Annotated in this window: 21 protein-coding genes and 2 pseudogenes; 10 read left to right on the forward strand and 13 right to left on the reverse strand. The window is 46.1% G+C overall.

The window, feature by feature from the left end:
* Positions 1 to 71: 71 nt before the first annotated feature.
* The 3 genes from MADE_RS19270 to yrfG form a co-directional block, all read right to left on the reverse strand.
* Positions 72 to 1,460, reverse strand: a complete 1,389-nt coding sequence (locus MADE_RS19270; protein ID WP_012520139.1) for an NAD-dependent succinate-semialdehyde dehydrogenase — start codon at positions 1,458 to 1,460, stop codon at positions 72 to 74.
* A gap of 330 nt (positions 1,461 to 1,790) precedes the next feature.
* Complete coding sequence (gene yjjX / locus MADE_RS19275; RefSeq protein WP_012520140.1) at positions 1,791 to 2,336, reverse strand: inosine/xanthosine triphosphatase; 546 nt, start codon at positions 2,334 to 2,336, stop codon at positions 1,791 to 1,793.
* 13 nt (positions 2,337 to 2,349) lie between these two features.
* Positions 2,350 to 3,063 carry a GMP/IMP nucleotidase gene (gene yrfG, locus MADE_RS19280; protein ID WP_012520141.1) on the reverse strand — a complete coding sequence of 238 codons (714 nt, stop codon included), beginning with the start codon at positions 3,061 to 3,063 and terminating at the stop codon, positions 2,350 to 2,352.
* Positions 3,064 to 3,172: 109 nt separating this feature from the next.
* On the opposite strand from yrfG, the gene nudE reads away from it, so the two are divergent.
* The 3 genes from nudE (at position 3,173) to MADE_RS19295 (ending at position 5,260) form a co-directional block, all read left to right on the forward strand.
* Positions 3,173 to 3,700 (forward strand): ADP compounds hydrolase NudE, encoded by a 528-nt coding sequence (gene nudE / locus MADE_RS19285; RefSeq protein WP_080663253.1) that lies wholly within the window; start codon positions 3,173 to 3,175, stop codon positions 3,698 to 3,700.
* A gap of 2 nt (positions 3,701 to 3,702) precedes the next feature.
* The gene (gene cysQ / locus MADE_RS19290) at positions 3,703 to 4,548 is read left to right on the forward strand and encodes a 3'(2'),5'-bisphosphate nucleotidase CysQ (protein ID WP_012520143.1); all 846 of its coding nucleotides are present in this window, start codon (positions 3,703 to 3,705) and stop codon (positions 4,546 to 4,548) included.
* Positions 4,549 to 4,675: 127 nt separating this feature from the next.
* Entirely contained in the window at positions 4,676 to 5,260 is a 585-nt protein-coding gene (locus MADE_RS19295; RefSeq protein WP_012520144.1) for a YceI family protein, read from the forward strand.
* A 146-nt stretch (positions 5,261 to 5,406) separates the two neighbouring features.
* Here MADE_RS19295 and mdoH read toward each other — a convergent pair whose 3' ends face one another.
* Both mdoH and MADE_RS19305 read right to left on the reverse strand, forming a co-directional pair.
* On the reverse strand, positions 5,407 to 7,401 hold the full coding sequence (mdoH, locus tag MADE_RS19300) for a glucans biosynthesis glucosyltransferase MdoH (protein ID WP_012520145.1): 1,995 nt from the start codon (positions 7,399 to 7,401) through the stop codon (positions 5,407 to 5,409).
* On the reverse strand, positions 7,382 to 8,869 hold the full coding sequence (locus tag MADE_RS19305; protein WP_470207097.1) for a glucan biosynthesis protein G: 1,488 nt from the start codon (positions 8,867 to 8,869) through the stop codon (positions 7,382 to 7,384). The genes mdoH and MADE_RS19305 overlap by 20 nt, the downstream gene beginning before the upstream one ends.
* 896 nt (positions 8,870 to 9,765) lie before the next feature.
* On the opposite strand from MADE_RS19305, the gene MADE_RS19315 reads away from it, so the two are divergent.
* Positions 9,766 to 10,320, forward strand: a complete 555-nt coding sequence (locus MADE_RS19315) for an outer membrane beta-barrel protein (RefSeq protein ID WP_012520147.1) — start codon at positions 9,766 to 9,768, stop codon at positions 10,318 to 10,320.
* A 55-nt stretch (positions 10,321 to 10,375) separates the two neighbouring features.
* Here MADE_RS19315 and MADE_RS19320 read toward each other — a convergent pair whose 3' ends face one another.
* The 4 genes and pseudogenes from MADE_RS19320 to MADE_RS19335 form a co-directional block, all read right to left on the reverse strand.
* Positions 10,376 to 10,609 (reverse strand): YheU family protein, encoded by a 234-nt coding sequence (locus MADE_RS19320; protein ID WP_012520148.1) that lies wholly within the window; start codon positions 10,607 to 10,609, stop codon positions 10,376 to 10,378.
* Positions 10,610 to 10,659: 50 nt separating this feature from the next.
* On the reverse strand, positions 10,660 to 11,694 hold the full coding sequence (locus MADE_RS19325; protein ID WP_012520149.1) for a hydrolase: 1,035 nt from the start codon (positions 11,692 to 11,694) through the stop codon (positions 10,660 to 10,662).
* Between the two features lie 19 nt (positions 11,695 to 11,713).
* A complete protein-coding gene (locus tag MADE_RS19330) occupies positions 11,714 to 12,217 on the reverse strand; it encodes a TIGR02444 family protein (RefSeq protein WP_012520150.1) in 504 nt (167 codons plus the stop codon).
* A pseudogene (locus MADE_RS19335) lies at positions 12,204 to 14,157 on the reverse strand (ATP-binding cassette domain-containing protein). Before MADE_RS19335 ends, MADE_RS19330 begins: the two are co-directional and overlap by 14 nt.
* 118 nt (positions 14,158 to 14,275) lie before the next feature.
* On the opposite strand from MADE_RS19335, the gene MADE_RS19340 reads away from it, so the two are divergent.
* A complete protein-coding gene (locus tag MADE_RS19340; protein WP_012520152.1) occupies positions 14,276 to 14,482 on the forward strand; it encodes a YheV family putative zinc ribbon protein in 207 nt (68 codons plus the stop codon).
* Between the two features lie 607 nt (positions 14,483 to 15,089).
* Positions 15,090 to 15,773, forward strand: coding sequence for a DUF748 domain-containing protein (locus MADE_RS21250; RefSeq protein ID WP_232363085.1), 684 nt, complete (start codon positions 15,090 to 15,092; stop codon positions 15,771 to 15,773).
* A 62-nt stretch (positions 15,774 to 15,835) separates the two neighbouring features.
* On the opposite strand, the gene MADE_RS20750 is transcribed toward MADE_RS21250, so the two are convergent.
* Genes MADE_RS20750 through MADE_RS19355 form a run of 3 tightly spaced genes read right to left on the reverse strand, consistent with a single transcriptional unit; the run spans position 15,836 to position 17,201 of the window.
* Positions 15,836 to 15,994, reverse strand: coding sequence for a hypothetical protein (locus MADE_RS20750; RefSeq protein ID WP_012520154.1), 159 nt, complete (start codon positions 15,992 to 15,994; stop codon positions 15,836 to 15,838).
* 16 nt (positions 15,995 to 16,010) lie between these two features.
* A complete protein-coding gene (locus tag MADE_RS19350) occupies positions 16,011 to 16,259 on the reverse strand; it encodes a SlyX family protein (RefSeq protein ID WP_012520155.1) in 249 nt (82 codons plus the stop codon).
* Between the two features lie 9 nt (positions 16,260 to 16,268).
* A complete protein-coding gene (locus MADE_RS19355) occupies positions 16,269 to 17,201 on the reverse strand; it encodes a WD40 repeat domain-containing protein (protein ID WP_012520156.1) in 933 nt (310 codons plus the stop codon).
* A gap of 197 nt (positions 17,202 to 17,398) precedes the next feature.
* On the opposite strand from MADE_RS19355, the gene fkpA reads away from it, so the two are divergent.
* Positions 17,399 to 18,184, forward strand: coding sequence for an FKBP-type peptidyl-prolyl cis-trans isomerase (gene fkpA / locus MADE_RS19360; RefSeq protein ID WP_012520157.1), 786 nt, complete (start codon positions 17,399 to 17,401; stop codon positions 18,182 to 18,184).
* A 264-nt stretch (positions 18,185 to 18,448) separates the two neighbouring features.
* Here the strand turns inward: fkpA and MADE_RS19365 are convergent, their stop codons facing one another.
* Positions 18,449 to 18,718, reverse strand: a complete 270-nt coding sequence (locus MADE_RS19365) for a hypothetical protein (RefSeq protein ID WP_015068477.1) — start codon at positions 18,716 to 18,718, stop codon at positions 18,449 to 18,451.
* A 175-nt stretch (positions 18,719 to 18,893) separates the two neighbouring features.
* Between MADE_RS19365 and greB the strand changes: the two genes are divergently transcribed.
* The 3 genes and pseudogenes from greB to MADE_RS19380 all read left to right on the forward strand — a co-directional run bounded on the left by greB (position 18,894) and on the right by MADE_RS19380 (position 23,997).
* Complete coding sequence (greB, locus tag MADE_RS19370) at positions 18,894 to 19,379, forward strand: transcription elongation factor GreB (protein ID WP_012520159.1); 486 nt, start codon at positions 18,894 to 18,896, stop codon at positions 19,377 to 19,379.
* Between the two features lie 177 nt (positions 19,380 to 19,556).
* A pseudogene (locus MADE_RS19375) lies at positions 19,557 to 21,926 on the forward strand (Tex family protein).
* Between the two features lie 292 nt (positions 21,927 to 22,218).
* A complete protein-coding gene (locus tag MADE_RS19380) occupies positions 22,219 to 23,997 on the forward strand; it encodes a C1 family peptidase (RefSeq protein WP_012520161.1) in 1,779 nt (592 codons plus the stop codon).
* The last annotated feature ends 46 nt before the right edge of the window (positions 23,998 to 24,043 follow it).

Raw genomic sequence — 24,043 nt, forward strand, 5'->3', positions numbered from 1 at the left:
TTTAGCCTAAATAAAAAAACGGGCACGTAATACGTGCCCGTTTTTAATTAACGATATTAAATAGCTAATGACTATTCAGCAGCCTTCTCCGCTACCATAATGGTTTTAATGTTTACGAACTCACGCATACCATATCCACCGTGCTCACGACCATAGCCGCTATCTTTTACGCCACCAAAGGGTAGGTTAGGCTGGGCTAACGAGTAGCCGTTGATATTTACCATGCCCGTATCGAACTCGTCTTTAGCAAGTTCTACCGCTTTGTCAGTATCTGTACTAAAAATACCGCCGCCTAAACCATAGCGAGAATCGTTCGCTACCTCCATGGCTTGCTTATCATCACGGGCGCGTATTAATGAGGCTACGGGACCGAACAGTTCGTCATCGTATGCAGGCATACCAGAGGAGACGTCTTCAAGTACCGTTACCGGGTAGAAGTACCCATCCGAATCTGGGATCACGCCACCTAACGTTAACGATGCACCGGCATCTAGCGACTTTTTCACTTGCTCATGAAGCTCATCACGTAAATCTTCTCTCGCCATTGGGCCTAAATCGGTATTCTCATCGGTGGGGTCGCCCACTTTAAGTTTTTTACACTTCGCGACGAATTTATCTCTAAATTCATCATATACGCTATCGACTACAACAAAGCGCTTCGCAGCAACACAAGTTTCGCCGTTATTGATCACACGACCTTGAATACACATCTCTACCGCATTATCGATATCTGCATCTTCAAGTACCACAAAGGCGTCGTTACTACCCAACTCCATTACGGTTTTCTTCGATAAACTGGCGGCTTCTTTTGCTACCTGTTTACCAACTTCATCACTACCGGTAAAAGTTACGCCACGAACATATTTGTGTTTTATTAAGTCACTGGCCGTACTGCCGTCTATAAGCAACGACTGATAAACATTTTTCGGGAAACCCGCATCTTCATACATTTGTTGAATAGCCTGGGCCATACCAAATACATTCTGCGCGTGTTTAAGTACCGTTGTGTTACCCGCCATAATGTTCGACACGCTGTAGCGAATAACTTGGTATAGCGGGAAATTCCAAGGCTGAATACCTAAGATAACGCCAATGGGTTGATAGGTAATAATAGCGCGACCACCTTCGAAGATACGGTGCTCATCTTCTAGCATTGATGCACCATGCTCGGCGGTATAACGACATATTTGTGCACATAATTGCACTTCTTGCTTACCCTGCGCCGTTACTTTCCCCATTTCTCGGGTCATTAAGCTTGCAAGGTCATCAATGCGTTCTTCCATTAAGTCAGCAAGGTTGTTTAGCAAATCGGCGCGGGTTTCAAATGATGTACGGCGCCAGTTCAAGTAAGCTTCTTGTGAGCGTGTTACGGCTTGCTCTGCGTCCTCAGCTGACATCAAATGATAATGATCGATCTTTTCACCTGTAGCAGGGTTGTAGGTATTGATTGTCTCACTCATTGTCACTCTCCTTAATCCGTTTGGTCTAAAGATGGTGCAACTAAAAAGCCAAGGTGCCGCAAAAGTTTTTAGCCATAATTTTCAATAGGTTAAGATTAAAATCAAGTGTGACGCGTAAAAGATAAAGTAAAACTAATTGGAAAAGATTCCCTAACGCAGTAAAGATTTCAGAGCGAGTGCTCAGTATTTGAGGCTGATCACAATGTATTGCTTAAACCCAAGAAAAACTCACCATTATCGAAGATGTTAGTGAGTTTTCGGTGAATTCCAGCCTTTTTACTGTATCTAAAAGAAGTAACCCAGATTTACAATATTTTTATGAAAGGGAGGTTAGTCGGTATAAAGATCGGGAAAGTGGAACTTCGCCATAGCGAGGGTTAACGCGACTTCATAGACGCTTTGTCGCGTGGCGTGATTTAAGGTGAGAAGACCTATAGCTCCGCCTTTTTGTTTCACGTTGACCGTATCGAAAAGCTTATCCATTACTGCCCCTAGCTCTTCACCGCGCTGCAATGCCTGATACACACTAACGGGGATAGGCAGGCTGGCGCTTCTTGAAACCGACCAATGCCCCTCGTGATATATCGCTACATAAGCAAACGTTGCAGGGCCATCTTCGAAAACGTCGACACCGCCTTCAATCGCCACGTACCAAGCATCGGTTAACCCGCCTTGATGGTGTGCAAGCATGGCTTTAATACGATTGATGGCACCTAGGCGGGTTTCATCTTCATTCATAGGCTGGTCAGGTACGCCACTTGGCACTGCCACACCTTGTGCATCAAAATCATGCTCTAACGTGTCAGATAGAGTGTTGAGTGCCGCATTCACTTTTACCGGGTTTATCGACCCAACGTAAATTGTATCTGAGACCATTGGCTTTCGTCCTTCAAAAACGTGTTTTTGCGACATTAGTCACTGGATTTGCTTTGATATCTTCAAGCATCAAGCGATAGTCTCGCACTGCCGGGAATTCACTAATATTGCGATTAGGCAACGTGCTGTCTGGGTTATCTACTGCCAGTAAATGCTTAATACCGTAAGTCTTAGCTGCATTCAATATGGGAAGAGAGTCATCGACGAATAACGTGCGACTGGCGTCAAATTCAACCCGGGCTTGTAATCGCTCCCATAGCAGCTGAGATTCTTTTGTCACACCAAACTCATGGGTAGAAATTAAGTTATCAATGTGAGAATCAAGCTGAGTATGCTCAATTTTAAGCGCCAAACTATGAGGGTGAGCATTGGTGACCAGCACAACTTCTCTGCCCGATCCATGGAGCGCATCAAGGAATGGAATGGTGTCTTCGCGAAGTGCCAATAAATGGGCGAGTTCCCGTTTTAGCGGCATAAACTCGTTTTCTAAGTCGAGTGCCAGTGACTCGGCCCAATAATCGAGGCAATACCACTGAATTTGACCAAACACTGCCTCGTAGCGCTTAGACATTTCTTGCTGAGTTTGCGCCTCTGAAACCCCTCGTAATTCAGCCAGACGCTTTGGTAAATGATGCAACCAGAACTGATTGTCATAGTGAAGGTCCAACAGGGTACCGTCCATATCGAGTAGTACAGTGTCTATTTCATTCCAGGGCAGAAAGGGCAAGCGATTTTCCTTATAATGAAGTAAGCTAATAAATTGTATACAAGTATGATAACAAAGTTGTAGCGAGAGACATGCCGAAAATTGATCNCGAACAANGCCGTTACCACACATTCATTCTCGTGAAATCGTAGCCCAAAGCAAGCTCTTTAGGGTAGAACGCCTAGACCTTGAGTTTTCTAATGGCGCCACCCGTGAATTCGAACGAATGGCAGGGGGTAACCGGGGCGCAGTAATGATTGTGCCTATGCTAGATGAAAATACCATGGTTTTAATTCGCGAATATGCTGCGGGCACACATTCGTATCAACTTGGTTTCCCAAAGGGCCTTATTGACCCCGGCGAGACCGCTATTGAAGCTGCCAACCGCGAACTTCAAGAGGAAGCAGGATTTGCTGCTAACGATCTCATTGAACTTCACCAAGTGAGTATGGCCCCCACGTTTTTCAACGCCAATATGACCATTGTATTGGCTCGCGACTTGTATCCCAAACAACTAGAAGGCGATGAACCCGAGCCTCTTGAGGTGATTCATTGGCCTTTAGACGAAGCAGATGCTTTACTTGCTCGAGAAGACTTTATAGAAGCACGCTGTATTGCCGCGCTGTTTTTAGCTCAAAAGTGGTTTAAGGAACAATAAACATGCCCGATGACGCCCATGCCGACCTACTAGAACTTGCAAAGAAAATTGCCGTTGAAGCTGGTGAAGCCGTATTAGAAGTCTACGACAAAGGTGAGTTTGACGCTTACCAAAAAGAAGACGAGTCCCCTGTCACCAGCGCAGATTATTTGGCAAATGATATTATTAATAAGCGACTAAAAGCCGCTACACCTGATATCCCTATTCTTTCCGAAGAGAATAAACACGCAAGTTTAGAAGAGCGAAAGCATTGGCCACGTTATTGGCTTATAGATCCTATTGACGGTACACAAGAATTCATCGCCAGAAGCGGTGACTTTGCCGTTAATATTGCGTTAATTGAAAATAATGAGCCCACCATTGGGGTTATATTTTGGCCGCCAGGTCAGTCTTTGTATTACGCCGAAAAAGGGAAGGGTGCATTTAAGTCTTCTCCTGATGGCGACCACCCCATAAAAGTACGCAAGCTAGACGACCCCAAAAGCAGCGTTGTTATGATTGCGATTAGTCGTCGTCAGTCTCGCGAAAAAGTGTTAAGTAGAATGTGCGCTAGGCGCGTATACCAAACACTACCGTTAGGCAGCTGTTCGCTGAAAGCCTGTTTCATTGCTGAAGGCAAAGCCGATGTATTTATGCGAATCGGCATTACCGGTGAATGGGACACAGGCGCATCTCAGTGCATAGTCTCTGAGGCAGGCGGTAGCATTGCCGCAGCTAACTTTGAACCGCTTACCTACAACCAGCGTCATTCGTTAGAGAACCCAGATTTTGTGGTAATGGGCGATCAACGGGTGCCGTGGCAAGACGTTGTCCAGTATGATGACTTCGTAAACCCACATACGCATTAGCACGTAACAAATTACATAGCGCAGCGTGCTAACCTACGTATAATAGCGTAGTAATGTTGCTGGGCCACATTACTCTGGTCGTGGTTAAATCAAGCCAGATGGAACCAATTTGTAAAAGGAGTAACCTATGATGACTACACGTATTCGCACGTTGTCGACAGCATTGCTCGCTTGTGGGCTAGCATTTCCCGCTGCAGCCGACTGGTCAATTGACAGCGAAACAAGTGTGCTGCATTTCTTATCTACGAAAAACGCACAAGTTACAGAAGTTCATAAGTTTGATAGCTTCAACGGCACCCTGTCTGATAGCGGTAAGTTAAGCGTTGCGGTAGATTTATCGTCTGTAAATACAGCGATTGATATTCGCAATCAGCGAATGCAAGACATGTTATTTAATGTATCAAAGTTTGCACAAGCAACATTTGAAGCTAACCTACCTGAGTCGATGATGAATCTGAAAGCAGGTGAAGTGGCAAACGGAAACGTTGATGGCATTTTAGTGCTTCACGGCAAGGCGGTCCCTACATCATTTTCAGTAACCGCAAGTAAGGTAGATGAAGGTACATTAACCGTATCAACTACCGCACCTACGCTTATTAAAGCCGAGTCATTTGGTCTCGCAGAGGGTGTCGCGGCACTTCAAAAGATTGCTGGCCTGAAGAGCATTACAACCACTGTACCTGTTACCTTCGCGGTAACGTTTGAACAATAGTAAGGGTGCAATGTGCGCAAAGAGGAACCTCGCGCCTTAAGGTAGCTTGAACACCTCGTGCTAATGCGCAACTGACCTCTTATTTCGTAAAGGTACAAAAAACCGCACTTTATGTGCGGTTTTTTAATTCTCGAAACAAAATCAACCTATTGGGTGTTATTAGAAAGCCTGTAACGCATAGGCAAGGGCTTTTCACTGAGCGTCTGTACCGGCATGTTCTGCCATGTATTTTCCGGTAAAGCAGGAACTTCAGCGTTATGCTGTGAAATAGCAAAGTAATCCATGGCCACACGTAAACGCTTCAGGGCTTTGCATTCCTTTACCTCTTGGTCGATAACAAACACACCCCACCGACGCATTGCTAAGCCGAGCTTATCGCTACTGGTTAAACGAATAACCGGGGCTGCTAACACCATGCCTACCAATACTGGCAGCAGCCACATAAATAGCGATGGCGTGAAATAAAACGTGGTTACGCCCCACGCCACTGCTAGACAACTCATTATCTGCGTGTGCTTGATAGCTACCGTCCAAGGTACTTTGCGACCTTCCCGTTCTTGTGCTTCCCATTTAACTGAATGACCGACGAATACACTAATAACAAAGTAGCTGTGATAAAACATCATCAGCGGCGCAATGAGCACAGCCATTGTTAGCTCTAATGCTGCGCCTTTTATCAGCGCCCACGCGCCGCCAAACTCGCTGCGACGCTTCATGAGCGCAAGAGCAATACCCAGAAGTTTAGGTAGGAATAATAAGGCCGCCGTGCCCCACATGGTCACCATCATCATATCTTGGCGTGCCACCTGCCAGCTAGGGAATAATTGGTATTCAGACACGAAGAATTCCGGTACCGACGTAGCGCGAATAAGCGCATCTGCCGTGCCTAACGCCAGCATACAAAACAATATAAGCGAAGAAATGTAGGCAAAGGCACCAAACAAAAAATGCAGTCGGTTGGCCATTTTCAAGCCTTTCACGTTTAACAACCCTAGGTGCTGAATATTGCCCTGCACCCAACGGCGGTCGCGGATGGCGTAGTCGACAATATTGCTTGGCACTTCTTCATAACTGCCCGTGGTGTCGGTGAGCAAGTAAGCTTGCCAGCCTGCTCGGCGCAATAGCGCCGCCTCGACAAAGTCGTGGCTTAGAATTTCGCCGCCAAAGGGAGCGCGACCTTCAAGAGTAGGAAGCCCACAATGCTGCATAAATGGCGCTATACGTATAATGGCATTGTGCCCCCAATAGTTAGCACTGTCGGTTTGCCAAAATGACAACCCAGTGGCTAACATAGGGCTATATAAGTGCGCCGCGAACTGCACAAAGCGCCCGAAGAAGGTATTTTGACGTACCGGCATAGGAATAGTTTGAACAAGCGCCGTATCCGGATTTTGCTCAATACGACGAGCAAGGTCCTGCATACGCTCCCCCGTCATTACGCTATCGGCGTCTAATACAATCATCGACTCATAGTTAGCACCCCAGCGCTCGCAAAATTCTTTAAGATTGCCTACTTTTCTATGCAGGTTCTTTTCTCGCCTGCGATAAAACACCTGGCTTGAATACCCACCAAGACGTTTTTTCAAACGTGTGAAGGCACGAAGCTCTGCATCCGCTTTCGCCATATCACGGGTGTCGCTTAGCATATAAAAATCAAACTGCGCGCTATTGTCGCTATCCATCAGTTCGCGAATACATGCTTCAAAACCCACCATAATGCGACGAGTATCTTCGTTGTATACCGGCATTACTACGGCGTGCTTTTGCCCAAGTGGTGTAGCGGAATCTGGCTGGGCTTGAATTCGGCGCAAGCTTAACGGGTCAATGTTGAAAAGCTGTAAGAAGAATCCAATAATCCCCGTCCAAAACGCCATACATAACCAAGCAAACAGGGTTAACCCCAGCCCTAGCTGTGCAATTTCTAAATTGGTGAGGCCGTTAGGTAAAAATATTTCGTATAAACTCCAACCGGCCAGCGCCGTGCTTGGAATCACTAGCATTGCCATGATAAACAAACGCATATGCTCTCCTTTTAATATGAAATGTGACCCGCGTTTTGCGGTGTCGCTTTTAACCTGAGGCACGGCTTTAGCCCCGTTAGATAATGCTGTATCTGTGCGCTTAGTTTGGTTGATAGACATAATTCCACACCTCACTGACACGTTGCCCGTCTTGCTCGATATAAGCGCGCATATCAACCGTTTGCTTCTCGTTCGGTTTAACAAAGAAAGTAGCGCGCCATTCCTGTCCATCGGCTACGGGGTAAAGGCGCTGCTTAGAGATTGCGCCATTAGCGCCTTGAACCACTAGTTTCATAGATTTTTCATCAAAACTAAGAGACTGCGGTGCGCTGAAATCCACACTAAACTGACGGGTATTATTCAAACTGTCGTCTTTAAATTCGTCACCTGGCAGTACCGCTTTACCTTGGCGAGTGCGCACTACTGACGCCAGTTCGCTAACGAATGGGTTTTGCTCAACGGTTTTAAGATCGTAGGAAAAGTACAGCGACTCACCGGAATTAAAGGGCTTTTCAGGCGTCCAGAACGCCACAATGTTGTCGTGAATCTCAGATTTTGTAGGTATCTCGACGACTTCAAGACGACCTTTTTCAAAACCTTCTTGGGGGGTAACCCAAAGACCTGGACGTATGTGATAGTTAGCTTCTGCATCTAAGTAGTTATCCCACTCACCATCGCGCTGCAGCATACCGAAACCTTTGGGGTGCGTATCGCTAAGCGAGGTCACTTGAAGGCGAGCTGGATTTGTAAGGGGGCGCCAAATCTCTTCACCCGCGTGGGTAACCATAAGTACGCCATCGCTGTCGTGAACTTCCGGACGATAATCGTCGTGGCGCTTCTCTGTATTTTCACCGTACAGGAACATACTGGTGAACGGCGCGATGCCTAGCTTGCTCACATCATCTCGTGCGAACAACCAGCTTTCCACTTTAACACTGGTATCGATGTCGGGCTGAATGACAAACTTATAAGCGCCGGCTACCGACGGACTTTCTAAGCGCGCGTAAATAGTAATAGGTTTGCCTTCGCCAGGCTCGATAATCCAAAACTCGGTAAAGTGAGGAAACTCTTCCCCTTTCGCGAGTGCCGTATCGATAGCCAGCCCGCGGGCCGATATGCCATATACCTGATTTTTACCAACAAGGCGAAAATAAGAAGCACCTAAAAATACAGCAAACTCGTCTTTATACTCTTCATTTTTAAGTGGGTAGTGAACGCGAAAACCCGCAAAGCCCGACTTATCATCGGTCAACCCTGCCAACGCTGATGCTGAACCATCGTAGTTAAACATCTCACTGTTAAACGCAAGGCGCTCAGGTTTATTACTTTCGCCTATCGTATGAATGGTAACTGGGTATTCGTACAGAAACCCTGGGTGGAAAAATTGCAGCTCATAGTCGTTTTCACCGTGCCAAAGACTTTGTTCGGGTTTAAAGCGAATAGAACGATACGTTGTGTAGTCAATTTCTTTTAACTTGCTGTTTAGCCCATGATCGTCTTGCTCATAGCTCTGAGTGGCTGATTGACNGAGCCGCATCAATAATAGATTGTAAAATTGGCGATGTTTTCTGTGGCTGATTGTCTTCATTAACCTCAACAGCCCCTGCCTGATGAAATGTCACTAACGCGATAACGCTGGTCATCGCCAAAAGAATGCGTGACAACCCTAGCTGTCGGGGCTTACTCGCACTCTTTTTTGAAACTTTATTAAAAATAAAAACTGGCTTAGCCATCCGTCCTCTCCTTATGAAAACAATGGTTGTCCAGGTGGCTATGTGGCTTTGGCTTGCTATCCGAGTTATCGAAAAAAATTAGCGTAAGTAATCAAATTAAAAGACTTTACCAAAGCGTTCGTGATTCAAACCACACGAGGAAAGGTGCTCTACTCCTTTCTTATTCACCCTATCGTTGTGAAGCAAACGCCCTGTCAAAACGGTAGGAGTGAAAATTGGACAACGCATAAGCACTTCAGCAAAAGCCGTTCCAATACGAAGAAGCGCTGCGTTACTTTATATTTTTCACAATACTTACAATGATTTACTTCTAATTTAATTGAGTTACAGCGGGTAACCTTGTTTTGTAAATATGTCGAGAGGGTTAGACAAAAGGTTAATTGTTGGTTTTTAGCGACACCTAGACGTGCCAACTTTTCCTCGCAGTATAAAAAAGATGCGACATATCATGAATTCAACGTTGTGACATTATTTAAGCGAAGTGAAAATTACGCATATTTATTAATGACATATAGGAAATTTACCGGCTGGTAACAGCACGCATTATCGGTGTTGGCAAAGGCCTTGCTACTCACCATGTTGATAATTAAATCGGACACGATTTCTTTACGGAAATAGAAACGGTGGCGTGAAGCATTGTTATGCCATCAACACAGTGACTTGTTAGCAGCACGTTATTTGCGCTTACTCTATGACACATGGGTATTGCGTAAGTAGAAGCAAGTAGCTGAACACATTAAGGAGTTATCACATGCGTAAAACAATCACACTTATCACGGCAGCACTTGCTGCAGCAACACTTCCTCTTTCAGCAATGGCTGACAAGCCTGACTGGCGTTACGTAGAAGGTGGTTACACCAAAATGGACTTTGACAACAACGAGTCTTTTGAGCCAGACGGCCTAACGGTTAATGGTAAATATCTTTTAAACAGCAACTGGTACCTAAACGGTGAGTACAGTTTTTTCGAAGAAGGTAACTTTGACTTCGACATGCTTACGCTAGGTGCTGGCTATCGTTTACCCGTAAACGCAACAACTGACGCCTACTTTGGTGCTAACCTAGAGCGTATAGACGGTGACGTAAATGACGAAACGGGCTATAGCATTAATGCTGGCCTACGCTCAATGATTACAGAGCAAGTTGAGCTAGCCGGTGAAGTGGGTTACTACGACGTAGATGATGGAGAAGCATCATTTAGAGTAGGTGCAAATTATTACATTACGCCGCAATGGGCTGTGGGAGCTAACTACAGAGTGATTGATGACCTAGACATTATGCAGGTTACTGCACGATACGCGTTTTAAGCCTCCCTCTCCTCAGGTAGGTNTGCCGGGTTGCTCGACCCGGCTTTTTTGGTATCTATTCTGTTTCGTCACTAGGCTGAATATCTTCCTTTCGCTTAATATCCACGCTTTCATGAAGTTCTGAATACACCAAAACCGCGTCACCTTGCTTCAATCTCTCTAACACTTGCTGCACCTTCACCTCTAGGGCAACCTCTTGTTCGCCATAGTCGGTGCCTTCGCGCAGCACAAACGCTTCTGCCAAACTGTAAAGTGTATCGGCTTCTAGCGCATCTATTGGAATTATCATTCAGGCTCCTGAAAGTATGTTGCGTTTATCGTGTTTACACTATGTGGTATTTATCGGTTTAGATAGCCACAGGTGGTATTCACCGGCAGGGCTTCACTAACAAAGCGTTTCACGCGGTCATGCAGCCAAACCTTGGGATTTAATACAGAGCCCTGCATGAACCCTACGTGACCACCTCGCTCGCTAAGCTCTACCGTCACATTACGCGCAAGCTCTTCTTCTTGAGGCACAATTAGGTGGTTCATAAAGGGGTCGTCGATACTGTGCAGGACTAACGTAGGGCAGTGAATTGCGCTTAAAAAATGATAAGCACTGCATTTTTCATAGTAATCTTGAGCGTCTGCGAAACCGTGCAGTGGCGCGGTTATCTTCTCGTCAAACTGCGTAAAACTGGTTATCTCATGCACATCGCTTTTCGTTAACTGAATGAGCTTGCGATAGTCAATGTACTCCATCTTCTTAAGTAATGTGTTTTTCATGCTAGTAAGCAGATACTTTTGATAAACCCTAGAAAAGCCTTGGTTTATCGATTTAGCGCATTCAGACAGTTTTAGCGGAGAGGAGATGGCCACGGCCGCTTTTAGCCATTTTTGAGCTGGGTTTTCACCAAGTAATTTCAGCAGCATATTACCGCCTAGGGAAAATCCAATGGCGACTTTAGGAATACGTGGAAACTTATCGTGCAACCACGCCAAGAAATAACTGGGATCTTCGGTTTCACCGCTGTGATAGGCCCGTGCTTTCAAATTTGGTACACCGCTACAGCCACGGTAATGCATCATTACCACCTGCCAGCCATTCACAGAGAGCTGCGCCATCATATCGTTAGCATAATGAGACTTAATGCTGCCCTCTAGGCCATGAAACATCACGACTATGCCTGAGGTTTCTTGCGGTTTGGGGCCCCAAGCGACGTCTACAAAGTCGTCATCGGGTAACGTTAAGCGCTCCATGTCGTAAGACAAAGGTAAACGCTTTTGAATAAAACGCGGCCAAATAGTCTGGATGTGACGGTTTTTCGCCCATCCCGGCACCTTAAAGCTGCTTTTTATTATTTTTCCATGCGATAGCGCTGATTTACTCATTGTTATTTCTTATTTTGTTTTACGATAGTTGTTTGATCACAAGGCTCACCAAACGTCGAGCCTCGCTATTGTCGCGAAGCGAGTAGGCATTAATTAACGCTGCGATAGATGCGTTAAATATATTTGAAGAAGATAGCTGCGCCTGCCCTAAATATGTTACCGATTGCCCGTTAAACGATGTAACGATGTCGCGCTGCTGCGCTCGTTCAAGTTCAAGCTCTTCTTCTTTTAGCGCATCATAAACGGTTCTATCCCCCCCGTTATCAGGGTGTGCGGCTTTTCGTTTGGCTCTATGGGCTTGCAATGTTGAATCTGTCGGGGCCGCGGCCTCGATAACCGCCTTAAGCTGAGGCAAGTTTATAATGGTATTGTTCTCTAAGCACCAACATATCAGCAAGAGAACGTTAACATTCACCTTGTGATTGTCTTGCAGCAAAATAGCAAGCGGCGCCATGTCCCCTTTGGTATAGCGAGAAACGCTGTACGCCCAGAAAGCACTGGTCTCAAGATTAAGCGGTTGCATTGTCGTACTCTTCTCGTTTTAGCTCAATTTGCTCTTGCGCATCCAGCCACGCCATCTCTTCTTCTTCAAGCTGCTGTTTAAGCTGGGTTTGCTTGTCGAGCAAGGCCATTAGTTCGGCTTTTTTATCGTCGCTATAAAGCGTGGTATCTGCCAGCGCTTCTTCTACGTCTGCAAGTTGTGCACTGCACTTTTCCATGGCCTTTTCGTGTTTGTCGATGGCTTTTTTGAAAGGTGCTACCGTTTGCCTGAACTCAGCTTCACGGCGTTTTTCTTCTTTACGGTCTACTTTACGTTCTGGCTTACTCGGCTCACCAGAGGCTTGCTGTGCTTCGTCCTTGGCGTCGCTATTGGCTTTCGCCTTTTCTGCGGCTTGCTGCTTTAAGATCCAGTCGCGATAATCGTCTAAGTCGCCCTTGAAGGGTTCAACCTCTTTGCTATCAACAAGATAAAAATCTTCGCACACCGATGACAATAGGAAGCGGTCGTGCGACACAAGGACCATGGCGCCTTCAAAGCCCTGCAGCGCGATATTAAGGGCATGACGCATTTCTAAATCTAAATGGTTAGTGGGTTCATCGAGTAGCAACAAGTTAGGCTTTTGATAAACAATTAACGCCAGCACCAACCGGGCTTTTTCTCCACCCGACATGGGGGCTACAGGCGCTAAGGCCTCGTCACCATTGAAACCAAACCCGCCGAGGTAATCGCGAAGCTGTTGTTCTGTAGCTTTCTCGTCGATGCGCTGCAAATGCAAAAGGGGCGTGGCATTGGCATCTAGCGTTTCCAACTGATGCTGGGCAAAGTAGCCAATTTTTAGGCCTTTTGCCGTATTAAAAACACCTTGCTTAGGCGCATGCACGCCAGCAAGCAGTTTGATCAATGTAGACTTACCTTGCCCGTTGCGCCCTAAAAGTCCAATTCGGCTACCCGGCACCAAGTTAAGCTTTACCTGCTGCAACACAATATGCTCATCGTAACCCAGCTGAATTTTTTCCATTTGAACTAACGGGTTCGGAAGCGCGGTGGGCGGCGCGAATGAAAAACTAAACGGGCTTGCCATATGGGCAGGCAATAGCGTTTCCATTTTTTCTAACTGTTTAATTCGGCTTTGCGCTTGCTTCGCTTTACTCGCTTTGGCTTTAAACCGCGTAATAAAAGAGTTGAGGTGCGCAACCTTTTGCTGCTGCTTTTCATATTCAATGTTTTGCAGACGTATACGCTCGGCGCGCTGGGTTTCAAAAGACGAGTAGTTACCGGTATAAGTAACGAGCTTTTGTTGTTCAACACTGATAATTTGCGCCACTGTGTTGTCGATAAATGCCTTATCGTGTGATATCAACAGCAACGTGCCAGCATATCGCTGCAGCCATTTTTNCAAGCCATATTACGGCGTCTAAATCTAAGTGGTTAGTAGGCTCATCCAGCAGCAGTAAGTCAGACGGACAAAGCAGCGCTTGGGCGAGGTTTAATCGCATACGCCAGCCACCGGAAAAGTCACTCACCGGTGCGTTCAGCTGCGCATTAGTGAACCCGAGGCCTGAAAGGATGGTCGCTGCGCGGGCTTCCACATCATAAGCCCCAGCTTGTTCGAGCTGCCCATGAATTTGGCCTATTTTCACACCATCACCACTCTCTTCAGCGGCTTCTAACTGGGCCTGTAAGTCACGTAAATGTTTATCACCGTCCACCACATAGTCGATGGCCGTACGCGTCGTTGCGGGGGTTTCCTGCGCCACGCTTACTATGCGCCAATCACTGGGTACGCTACAGTCGCCCGCATCCACACTCAGCTCGCTACGTAACAGTGCGAAAAGTGTAGATTTCCCGCAGCCATTACTGCCAATTAGCGCCACTTTATGGCCTGGAAACACCTGTGCCGACGCCTCTTCTAGCAGCATTTTACGACCGCGTAGTAGGGATACGTTTGAAAGCTTTATCATAAGCAACCTGTGATGGAACAAACTTGGCCGCGTATAATATCAAAAACTTAAGGCAAAAGCTGATCAACAGGCAGCATTTCAAGGTATAATATTGGCGAAATTCATCAAAGGTGTATGTATGTCAAAACGTGTAAAACGCCGGTTTGTGGCCGGAGCTACCTGCCCTAAATGCCAAGAGCTAGATACCATTTCGCTATACTTCGAAAATAATGTAGAGAAGCTTGAGTGTGTGGCGTGCGGCTATAACGAAGCGCAAACCGATGAAAAAGTAAGTGCAGCCACCCGTTCAAACGAAAACGTTATTGGTATTTTCAAGCCTCACTAACATTCCTACTCACCGCTAGGTAAAATTTACGTTTATTTAGTGCTATACCGCTTAACCCTTGCCGATATGAGCGTATAGCCGTTCCTCTTAAGACCACGCCAACCCTTAGCCTGCCGCTTTTCATCATGTAAAAGTGGCACAGGTATAGTTTTTGTATCCTTAGCCCCTAAGGAGTGAAATATGAAGCATGCTAAAAAACGGTTTTGTTATGTGGTAGCAGGGTTATTGCTCATGCTCATTGCGTTTAGGTTATATCTTCCATATGCCGCAGCCACATACATTAACACCACACTAAGCCAATCGAAGCAATACGACGGCCGAGTGGGCGACGTAGATTTGATGTTGTGGCGAGGCGCCTACAGCTTAGAGTATGTTTTGCTTTATAAGGCAAACGGGCAAATAGACAAGCCCTTGTTTAAAGCAGACTATGTGGAATTTACGCTGTCGTGGTCACAGCTTTTTAAAGGCGCTGCGGTAGGTAGAGTGGTTGTTAACTCCCCCGAAATTAATTTTGTAGACGGAAACTCGGAAGAAAAAAGCCAGTCGGGTAAAAACGAGAATTGGCTGTCTATCGCCGATCAACTGTTTCCGCTGCGGATAGANCAAATTGACCATTAACCAAGGAAAAATTGCCTTTCACAATCCCGATACCTCTCCGGCTATCGACATTGCGCTGCACGACATTCAGCTTGAAGTGAACAACTTGGTCAATAGCGATGACTTATCAGACACCCGTGTAGCAACGGCCAAAGCCAAGGGACAAACGGCAGAGCAAGGTACAATTTCCTTAAACGCCAAGCTTAACCCGGCGACAGAAGCGCCTACGTTTGACCTAGATATACAAGCTGACAATGTTGGGCTGGTGAACTTTAAAAACCTGCTTGATACCTATGCGCCCTTTGATTTAGAAGCAGGGACCCTTACCCTTGCAGCCGAAGTGGCGTCTAACGAGGGGAAAGTAAAAGGCTATATCAAACCCATTTTGCATAATGTGGAAGTGTTTTCTTGGAAAGGCGATATTGAACGTGACGGCGACGGTTTTATTGAAGGCAGTATCGAAGCCATTTCCGCGTTTGTCACAGAGCTTTTTGAAAATCAAAGTGAAGATCAGATTGCTACACGCATTCCTATTGAAGGCGACCTATCAAACCCGGATACGCAAACATGGGACGCATTTACAGCAATATTGAAAAACGCATTTATTAAAGCGTTTAAAGGCGATGTGGAGGAAAGCGTAGAACTCGACAGACTGGAGTTAGACAGATTGGAAAACCCTAAGGGGTCCAATTAAAAACGCTGAGGGGAATTTCATCGGTTAGGCCTCTGCAAGAGCCCTAACCGCTTTAGATGGTACTATATGGTACAGCTATCACCACAATCGTTGGCACCGTCGCGCATGCCTTCAATTTCTTGGCTTTCCTGCTTGTCTTTTTCAGCCTGCTTCTCTGCTACTGACTGCTCCACTGAGTCAAAATCGATGCTGTCGAATGCATCCATATCAAAATCGCTCATAGCTTACTCTCTTAAATTAATAGTGCGGGGGCGGGGTTTCTTCCGACTGTTTAGCAATATTAGAAGGCTCTATACTTTTAACACGGTCTATTACGTGACTTACTTTAAACGCTAAGTCATCAAGCTGCTTTTGTTGTGAAGCCAGCGCTTCATTAAGTGCCTCGATAGTGTGCTCTTGAAAAGCTACTTTCATCTGTAACTCTTCAATATAGCTATTGGCGCTATCTATTTGCTGTTGTAGCTGCTCAGCGCTTTTATCTGTCATGTAAACTCTCTATCTCTCTCGTTGCCATTCTTCGGCAAGACCACTACTGCTAATAGATACTATATTATCATTGGGAAGGAAGGCGACGCCATAAACAACTGCGGTAGGTGGTGAAATAGACTCTCTTGAAGCAACTTGTATAGACTGCACCTGCTCACCGCTTTGCAAATCCCATAAGTACACCTTCCTTGCTGGCGACCCTGTAAGCAAAAATTGACCGTCTTTTGAAAACTCCACATCGGTGAAAATCTTTTGTCGTGAGGCGAATTTTAGCGAGGTAACGGGCTGCCCGGTTTGCACATTCCATACTTGCGACTTACTTTGACTATCCGCGGTAAAGGCAAAGCGCCCTTCGTCGTCTAGCGCAACTTTCGTCACGCGAGTAGGGTGAGTAAAAGTATGTATAATCTGCCCAGTATCGGTACTCCATAAATAAGCGATGTAGTCATTCCCACCAGTAAGGGCAAACTTTCCGTTAGGTGAAATGTCGATTGAATTGACTTTTTCTTGATGGCCAAAGAATTCAAGCCGACGAGAGGTGCGAGGTTCAAAGTACATCACTTTACCATTTGAGCGGGCCACCAAAATGCCGTTGCCGTTATTGGTAACCACTACGTCGCGAATAGACGATTCATCAATACGCCAAAAACCTTCAGGCTCGCCGGTTTCTAAGCTCCACAGAGCAAACGCTTCACGGTCGGCAGTCACTACATAACGCTTGTCTGCACTAATGTGCACCGACATAACTAAGTTATTGCCTTCCCCTTGATGACTCCAGTGGTAAAGCGGTTCGCTTTGCCCTATTCGCCATACATTCACCCCGTTATTTACGCCAGATACCACGGCCAAGGTGCCGTCGGTGGATATATCTGCCGCGTATGCGCCCTCTTCTACATGACGCCACTGCTGTATTGGCGTAGTATCAGGGATAGAGCATCCCATGGAATTGCCAATAAGTACGATGAGTAACACTATTCTATGGAACAATTGAGGCCTAAACATAATCAAATGGGTTTCGCTTTGTAAACGCTAGGTTTAACATAGCATGGATCACGCATCTTTAACTATCGTGCACACTGCCTTAGATGCAGCAGTATAGACATAGACGCATGATGATAATAATTAATGGAGACGTTTTTATGCAGAAGTCGCTCGTTGCCTTATCTACTATCGCTGCGCTAGGCCTTTTCGCTTGCCAGCCAAATACATCTGATGAGGCCGCTTCTACAAGCGCTGATAGTGCAAAAACAACTGCTGTTGCAGCAGAAGAAATGACAGATACGCAAAAACAAGCTTACGCCATGGGCGCAAGCATGGGTCTGTTCGTAAGCAACCGTGCCGAACAACAAGAACAACTTGGCCTAACGCTAGACCAAGACGCGCTACAACAAGGTTTTAAAGACGGCCTAAACGACACGCTAAAATTTACACCTGAGCAAATTCAACAAATTGCTCAACAGGGTGAAGAAGTATTGCGTGCTAAACAGCAAGAAATGGCTGAACAAGCTGCTGAGAAAAACATTGAAGCAGGCATTGCTTACCTAGAAGAAAACGGTAAGAAAGAAGGTGTTGTTACTACTGAATCAGGCCTTCAATATGAAGTGCTCGAAGAAGGCGAAGGCGCAAGCCCGGTAGCAACCGACATGGTAAAAGTTCACTATCGTGGCACTTTGCTAGACGGCACCGAGTTCGACTCTTCATACAAGCGTGGCGAGCCTGCTGAATTCCCGCTTAACCGCGTTATCGCAGGCTGGACCGAAGGTGTTCAATTGATGAAAGAAGGCGCGAAATATCGCTTCCACATTCCATCTGAACTAGCCTATGGACAGCGCTCTACTGGCGCTATCACACCTAATTCAACGCTAATCTTTGACGTTGAGCTTTTAGAGGTGGTTAAGCCTGAAGCCGAAGCACCAGCTGAGTAAGCAACCGCTTTAGAAAAGAGAAAGCCGACGCATAGCGTCGGCTTTGTTGTTTTAGTGAGTCAGCGTGATCCTTGCTTACCTTTTCCCTACGAGCTAGTGGGTTTTCACCACGCGCGTACCCAAATAGTAAAGTGGGTTATTCAATATGCTTGGTGCCTCGAATTACACTTATAAGCTTAGCCTAAATTAGCGAAACTTCACGCTCAGAACCCTATTTTCTTGTAACGATTTAGCCTTAAAACTCAAAGCTTAAAACGAAAGGTTTTAACGCTGAGGCGCACGGCGTCTTTCTGTGTGCACTTTAAAGGTGGCAAAGTGGTTTAATAGCGTCTGCCCCACTTTGTAAATGGCACAGCCTAAAATAAGATAGACCACGGTTATCGTGCTATTTAAGCGAACCACAATATCAAGTAGAGCGTACAGCAATAACAACGCACCGCTTAAAAACAGCATAAAACCGATGATAGTACCACTTATTTGAAGAGGTTCATTGCCCGGCCTTCGGCGGTTCAACACAGGTATTCGGTTACGCATTCGNCTTCCCCTAATAATTTGTCTAGTATTTATACTGTGACATTGCATGAAAGGTTTATGTTCAATAATTATTCAATCTGCCCTTTTTGTCACTTTTTCCGAGTATCAAAGATTGCGTTTTGTGGTATTACCCACATAAAGTAGGGGTAATTAGCTGGAATATGTATAGGACATTGTGAAGACACCGCTTATCACTCGAAAAGGCTACCTTAAGCTGAAACAAGAGCTGGACTTCTTGTGGCGTGAAGAACGACCAGAGATTACTCGCAAAGTAACCTGGGCTGCCAGCCTAGGCGATAGAAGTGAGAATGCCGACTACCAATACAACAAAAAGAAGCTGCGTGAAATTGACCGCCGCGTTCGCTACCTACGCAAGTGCTTAGAAAACCTTAAAGTTGTGGATTACGACCCACAGCAAGAAGGAAAAGTTTTTTTTGGCGCCTGGGTTGAAATTGAGAACGAGGCAGGAAAAGTAATGGAGCTGCGCTTGGTAGGCTATGATGAAATTTTTGGCCGCAGGGACTACATTTCTATCGACTCTCCTATGGCGAGAGCATTGATTGGCAAAGAAGAAGACGATGAGTTTGTTGTGAAGACCGAAACGGGCACCAAAGAATGGTGGATAAACCGAATTTGGTACGATGCCACAGACAAACTATAACCAGAGATAGGCGCCATTAGATTACCCTTTAGAACCCAATGATCAGACGACTTCCCCTACACCGCGGTGATATACTCACCGCTTCTGTTTTCACTACCGACGCTGTGTACGTAAGCCTTTCGCACACCGTTTATTCGCTATTGCCTAACGCGAATTTTTAGTATCTTAGAGCGACTTATGATTATCAATAAAATTGCAGATGAACTTAGCGTTCAACCTTCGCAAGTAACTGCCGCCGTAAAACTTCTCGATGATGGAGCTACCGTTCCTTTTATCGCCCGTTACCGAAAAGAAGTCACCCAAGGACTTGATGATACGCAGCTGCGAACGCTAGATCAGCGCTTAACCTACCTGCGTGAGTTAGAAGAGCGCCGCGACGTTATTCTTAAATCAATAGAAGAACAAGGCAAGCTGACTGACGAGCTAAAAAGCAGTATCAGTAGTGCTGACAGTAAAACCACCCTTGAAGATTTATATTTACCCTATAAACCTCGCAGGCGCACTAAGGGCCAAATTGCTATTGAAGCGGGACTAGAGCCACTTGCTGACGCCTTATTCAATAACCCAGACACAGACGCTGAAAGTGAAGCGCAAAAGTACGTTAATGCAGAAAATAGCATTGCTGATACTAAGCTAGCGTTAGAAGGCGCCCGCTATATTTTAATGGAGCGCTTTGCAGAAGATGCGTCGCTGTTAGCTAAAGTGCGTCACTACCTTATCGAAAACGCACATGTAAAAAGTACCGTTGCGCCGGGTAAGGAACAAGAAGCCGCGAAATATAAAGATTACTTTGAGCACAGCGAAAAATATAAAACGGTACCCTCTCACCGCGCCCTTGCTATGTTTAGAGGCCGCAACGAAGGCATGCTTCACATTCAGCTTGATGCCGACCCGCAGTCAGAAGAAAAAGGGCCTTCACACTGCGAGCACATTATTGCGAGCCACTACGATATTATGCACCGCGGCCGCGGTGCGGATGATTTCTTAGCCCAAGTTGTGCAGTGGACGTGGAAAATCAAAATTGGCCTACACATGGAAACCGAGCTTTTCAGCGCGCTACGAGAGCGNAGCCGAAGAAGAAGCCATTGAAGTGTTTGCTAAAAACCTGAACGACCTGCTGATGGCAGCGCCTGCTGGTGCAAAAACCACGATGGGCCTAGATCCAGGTTTAAGAACCGGCGTTAAAGTAGCGGTAGTAGACAACACGGGTAAAGTGGTTGCGACCAACACCATATTCCCACACGCGCCGCAAAACCAGTGGGATAAATCTATGCGTACGCTTACCACGCTATGTAAGCAATACAAGGTAGATTTGATCAGCATTGGTAACGGCACCGGCTNNCGCGTGAAACCGACAAACTGGTTGGCGAAATGCTTAAAAACAACAGCGAACTTACTGCACAGAAAATTATGGTTAGCGAAGCTGGCGCATCGGTATATTCAGCGTCTGAGCTTGCTTCAAAAGAGCTACCAGAGCTTGACGTGTCAATTCGAGGTGCGGTTTCCATTGCGCGACGCCTACAAGACCCGCTCGCAGAATTAGTTAAAATTGAGCCAAAAGCCATTGGCGTAGGCCAGTATCAGCACGACGTAAGCCAAAGTCAGTTGGGCAAATCGCTTGACCGTGTTATTGAAGACTGTGTGAATGCGGTGGGTGTTGATTTAAATACCGCGTCACCTGCGCTGTTAAGCTATGTGTCGGGCTTAAACAAAACCCTTGCCCACAATATTGTTAATTTCAGAGACACCAACGGCGCCTTCCCTGACCGTAAAGCACTATTGAAAGTAGAGCGCTTAGGGCCAAAAGCCTTCGAGCAAGCGGCGGGCTTCCTGCGCATTGTTAATGGCTCAAACCCACTTGATGCTTCGGCAGTGCACCCCGAAGCGTACCCAGTGGTTGATAAAATTGTAGATACCACCGCTGTTGCAGTAAATGACATTATCGGTAACACCGAACTACTAAAAAGCTTATCGCCTGATACCTTTACCAGCGACGAATTTGGTCTTCCTACGGTAAAAGATATCCTTAAAGAGTTAGACAAGCCAGGCCGTGACCCTCGCCCTGAGTTTAAAACTGCCGCGTTTAAAGAAGGCGTTGAAACCATTAACGACCTTAAGCCAGGTATGATTTTAGAAGGCGTAGTTAGCAACGTGGCTAACTTTGGCGCATTTGTTGATGTGGGCGTACATCAGGATGGATTGGTGCACATTTCTGCGCTTACCAACAAATTTATCTCTGACCCACGTGAAGTGGTGAAAGCAGGCGACATCGTTAAAGTTAAAGTGCTTGAAGTAGACGTTGCTCGCAAGCGTATTTCCTTCACCATGCGCTTAGATGATACGCCAAGTCAAAGCAACAATGCTGGTGGCCATAGCGCTACAGGTAAGGGGGCTTCAAGTAAGGGCGCTAATAACCAGCGTGCAGGTAAAGCACAAAACAAAGGGCCTGGGCGTTCGAATCAGGGGGGCGGCAATCGCAACAGTCAACCGCAAAACAGCGCTATGGGCAACGCGTTTGCCGATGCGTTTGCTAAAGCGAAAAAGTAAATATTTTAACGCTTTTCTAATCAAAAAGAGCCTGCTTTAAAGCAGGCTCTTTTTTATTTCAAGCCTTTATCCCGCTTCCATTAGGCCTGTTATTTTTGCTACATTATTAACCGCGCAAGGTAATTCGTGTGCGCACTGAGCACCGAAATGATGAAAGGTGTTGGTCGCACTACAACCAAAATTCGTATGCTGTGAACGTATAGCGAGGGTAATGTTGCGCCTTTGACCAAAGCCTTTGTTTCTAAGGCTCTACTTTCGGACAACGAAACGCTAGCAATCAAAGGACGATATAATGAACTCGCCTGTTTCACAAAAAACACTCAATGTCAGCGCTGACTATCCCGATCTTAGGGACCGTTACTATCAACCAAACCTCACTCCACTTAAGCCGTTTATCGACCCGCCAGGTAACCTTGTCATATTAGATCAAGGCAAAGACGGGGCATGTACGGGGTTCGCCCTTGCTGCCACTATTAACTTCATTTACCGCCAACAGGGTCGAAAACAGACCGTAAGTCCGTGGATGCTTTATGCCATGGCAAAGCGTCATGATGAATGGCTCGGTGAAGCCTACGAGGGTTCTAGCTGCCGCGGCGCAATTAAGGGCTGGTATAACAGCGGTGTTTGCCATGCTTCACTTACCGAAGACATTACCCATAGCAATGAGTTTGAAATGTCACTTGCTATCGCCAATAACGCAAGCAATCACAGGCTAGGGGCCTACTATCGCATTGAAAGGGAAATTAGTGATTTCCACGCTGCGCTTAATGAAGTGGGTGTTATTTTTGTCTCCGCCAGAATTCATGAAGGCTGGAACAATTGCGAAGGCGATACCATCACCCTTAGACCAGAACCTATGGGCGGCCATGCTTTTGCCATCGTTGGCTATAACGACGAAGGCTTTTGGATTCAAAATTCATGGGGCGCTGACTGGAAGAAATCTGGGCTTGCCCTTTGGCGCTACGACGATTGGGCGCTAAATGTAATGGATGCGTGGGTAGTGCAGCTAGCGCTACCGATTGCCGGCACTGGCACCTTTCACCAAGCCACTCGCTCTATTGCACAAGGGCTATTCTCGCGCTCTACGCCGCGGGTGAGTATTCAAGATCATTTCGTTCACTTCGACGACGGGCACTTCGATACAACCAGCAAGTATTGGAGCAATAAAAATCACGTCGACACCATTATTGAAAAACTATCTCAAAGTGAACATAAGCACGTAATGCTTTACGCCCACGGCGGGCTAAATAGCATAAAGGCCTCGGCTAAGCGTATTGCCGCCATGAAAGATACCTTTCTTAAAAACGAGGTATATCCCATACATTTTATGTATGACACCGGCATGCTGGAAGAATTAAAAGATATTTTAGGCTTTAAGAACCAAGAACTGAGTAACAAAGTTGGCGCGTTTACTGATTACACAGACCGTATTTTAGAGTGGGCTACAAGAAAAGTAGGCGGCGCTCTATGGCGAGAAATGAAGTCGGATGCCTGTACGCCTTTCACCCGCGTCACTTCCGATGGTACCTATTTCTTAACCCGACTGGCCGACTATTTAAAAAATAGCACGCACATTCAACTTCACATAGTGGGTCACTCAGCGGGCTCTATTTTTCAAGCTCATAGCCTTGCTCGTCTATTTAAAATTGATGAAACGCTCAAAGTAGATAGTCTACATTTAATGGCGCCGGCAATAAGCTATCCGTTATTTAATGAAACATTGGCTCCGCTAATTGAAAGTGAGCATATTGCTTCAACAACGGTTTATAACTTATCCGGGCCTTTAGAGAAAGACGACCACGTGGCGCGTATTTACCAAAAATCACTGCTTTATCTCGTATCGAATGCCTTTGAGTCGAAAACGGCAATGCCATTACTAGGTATGGCGGCCTTTAATGCGCCAATTGCTAATGTAACGTTCAAGTATAGTGAAGGGAAAGAAGGTGATTCTACCGCGGCGACCTCACACGGTGGCTTTGATAGCGACGTAGACACCATGAACTCAGTGCTTACCGATATTACCGGTGGCTCCCCTAAATACCCCTTTACCAAAGCAATTTTAGATTATTGATGCGGGCGGTATTTGCAGTAAAAAGCACGTGTACGTGGAAGTTATG

Origin of the sequence: Alteromonas mediterranea DE (assembly GCF_000020585.3) — a bacterium.
GTDB lineage: Bacteria > Pseudomonadota > Gammaproteobacteria > Enterobacterales > Alteromonadaceae > Alteromonas > Alteromonas mediterranea.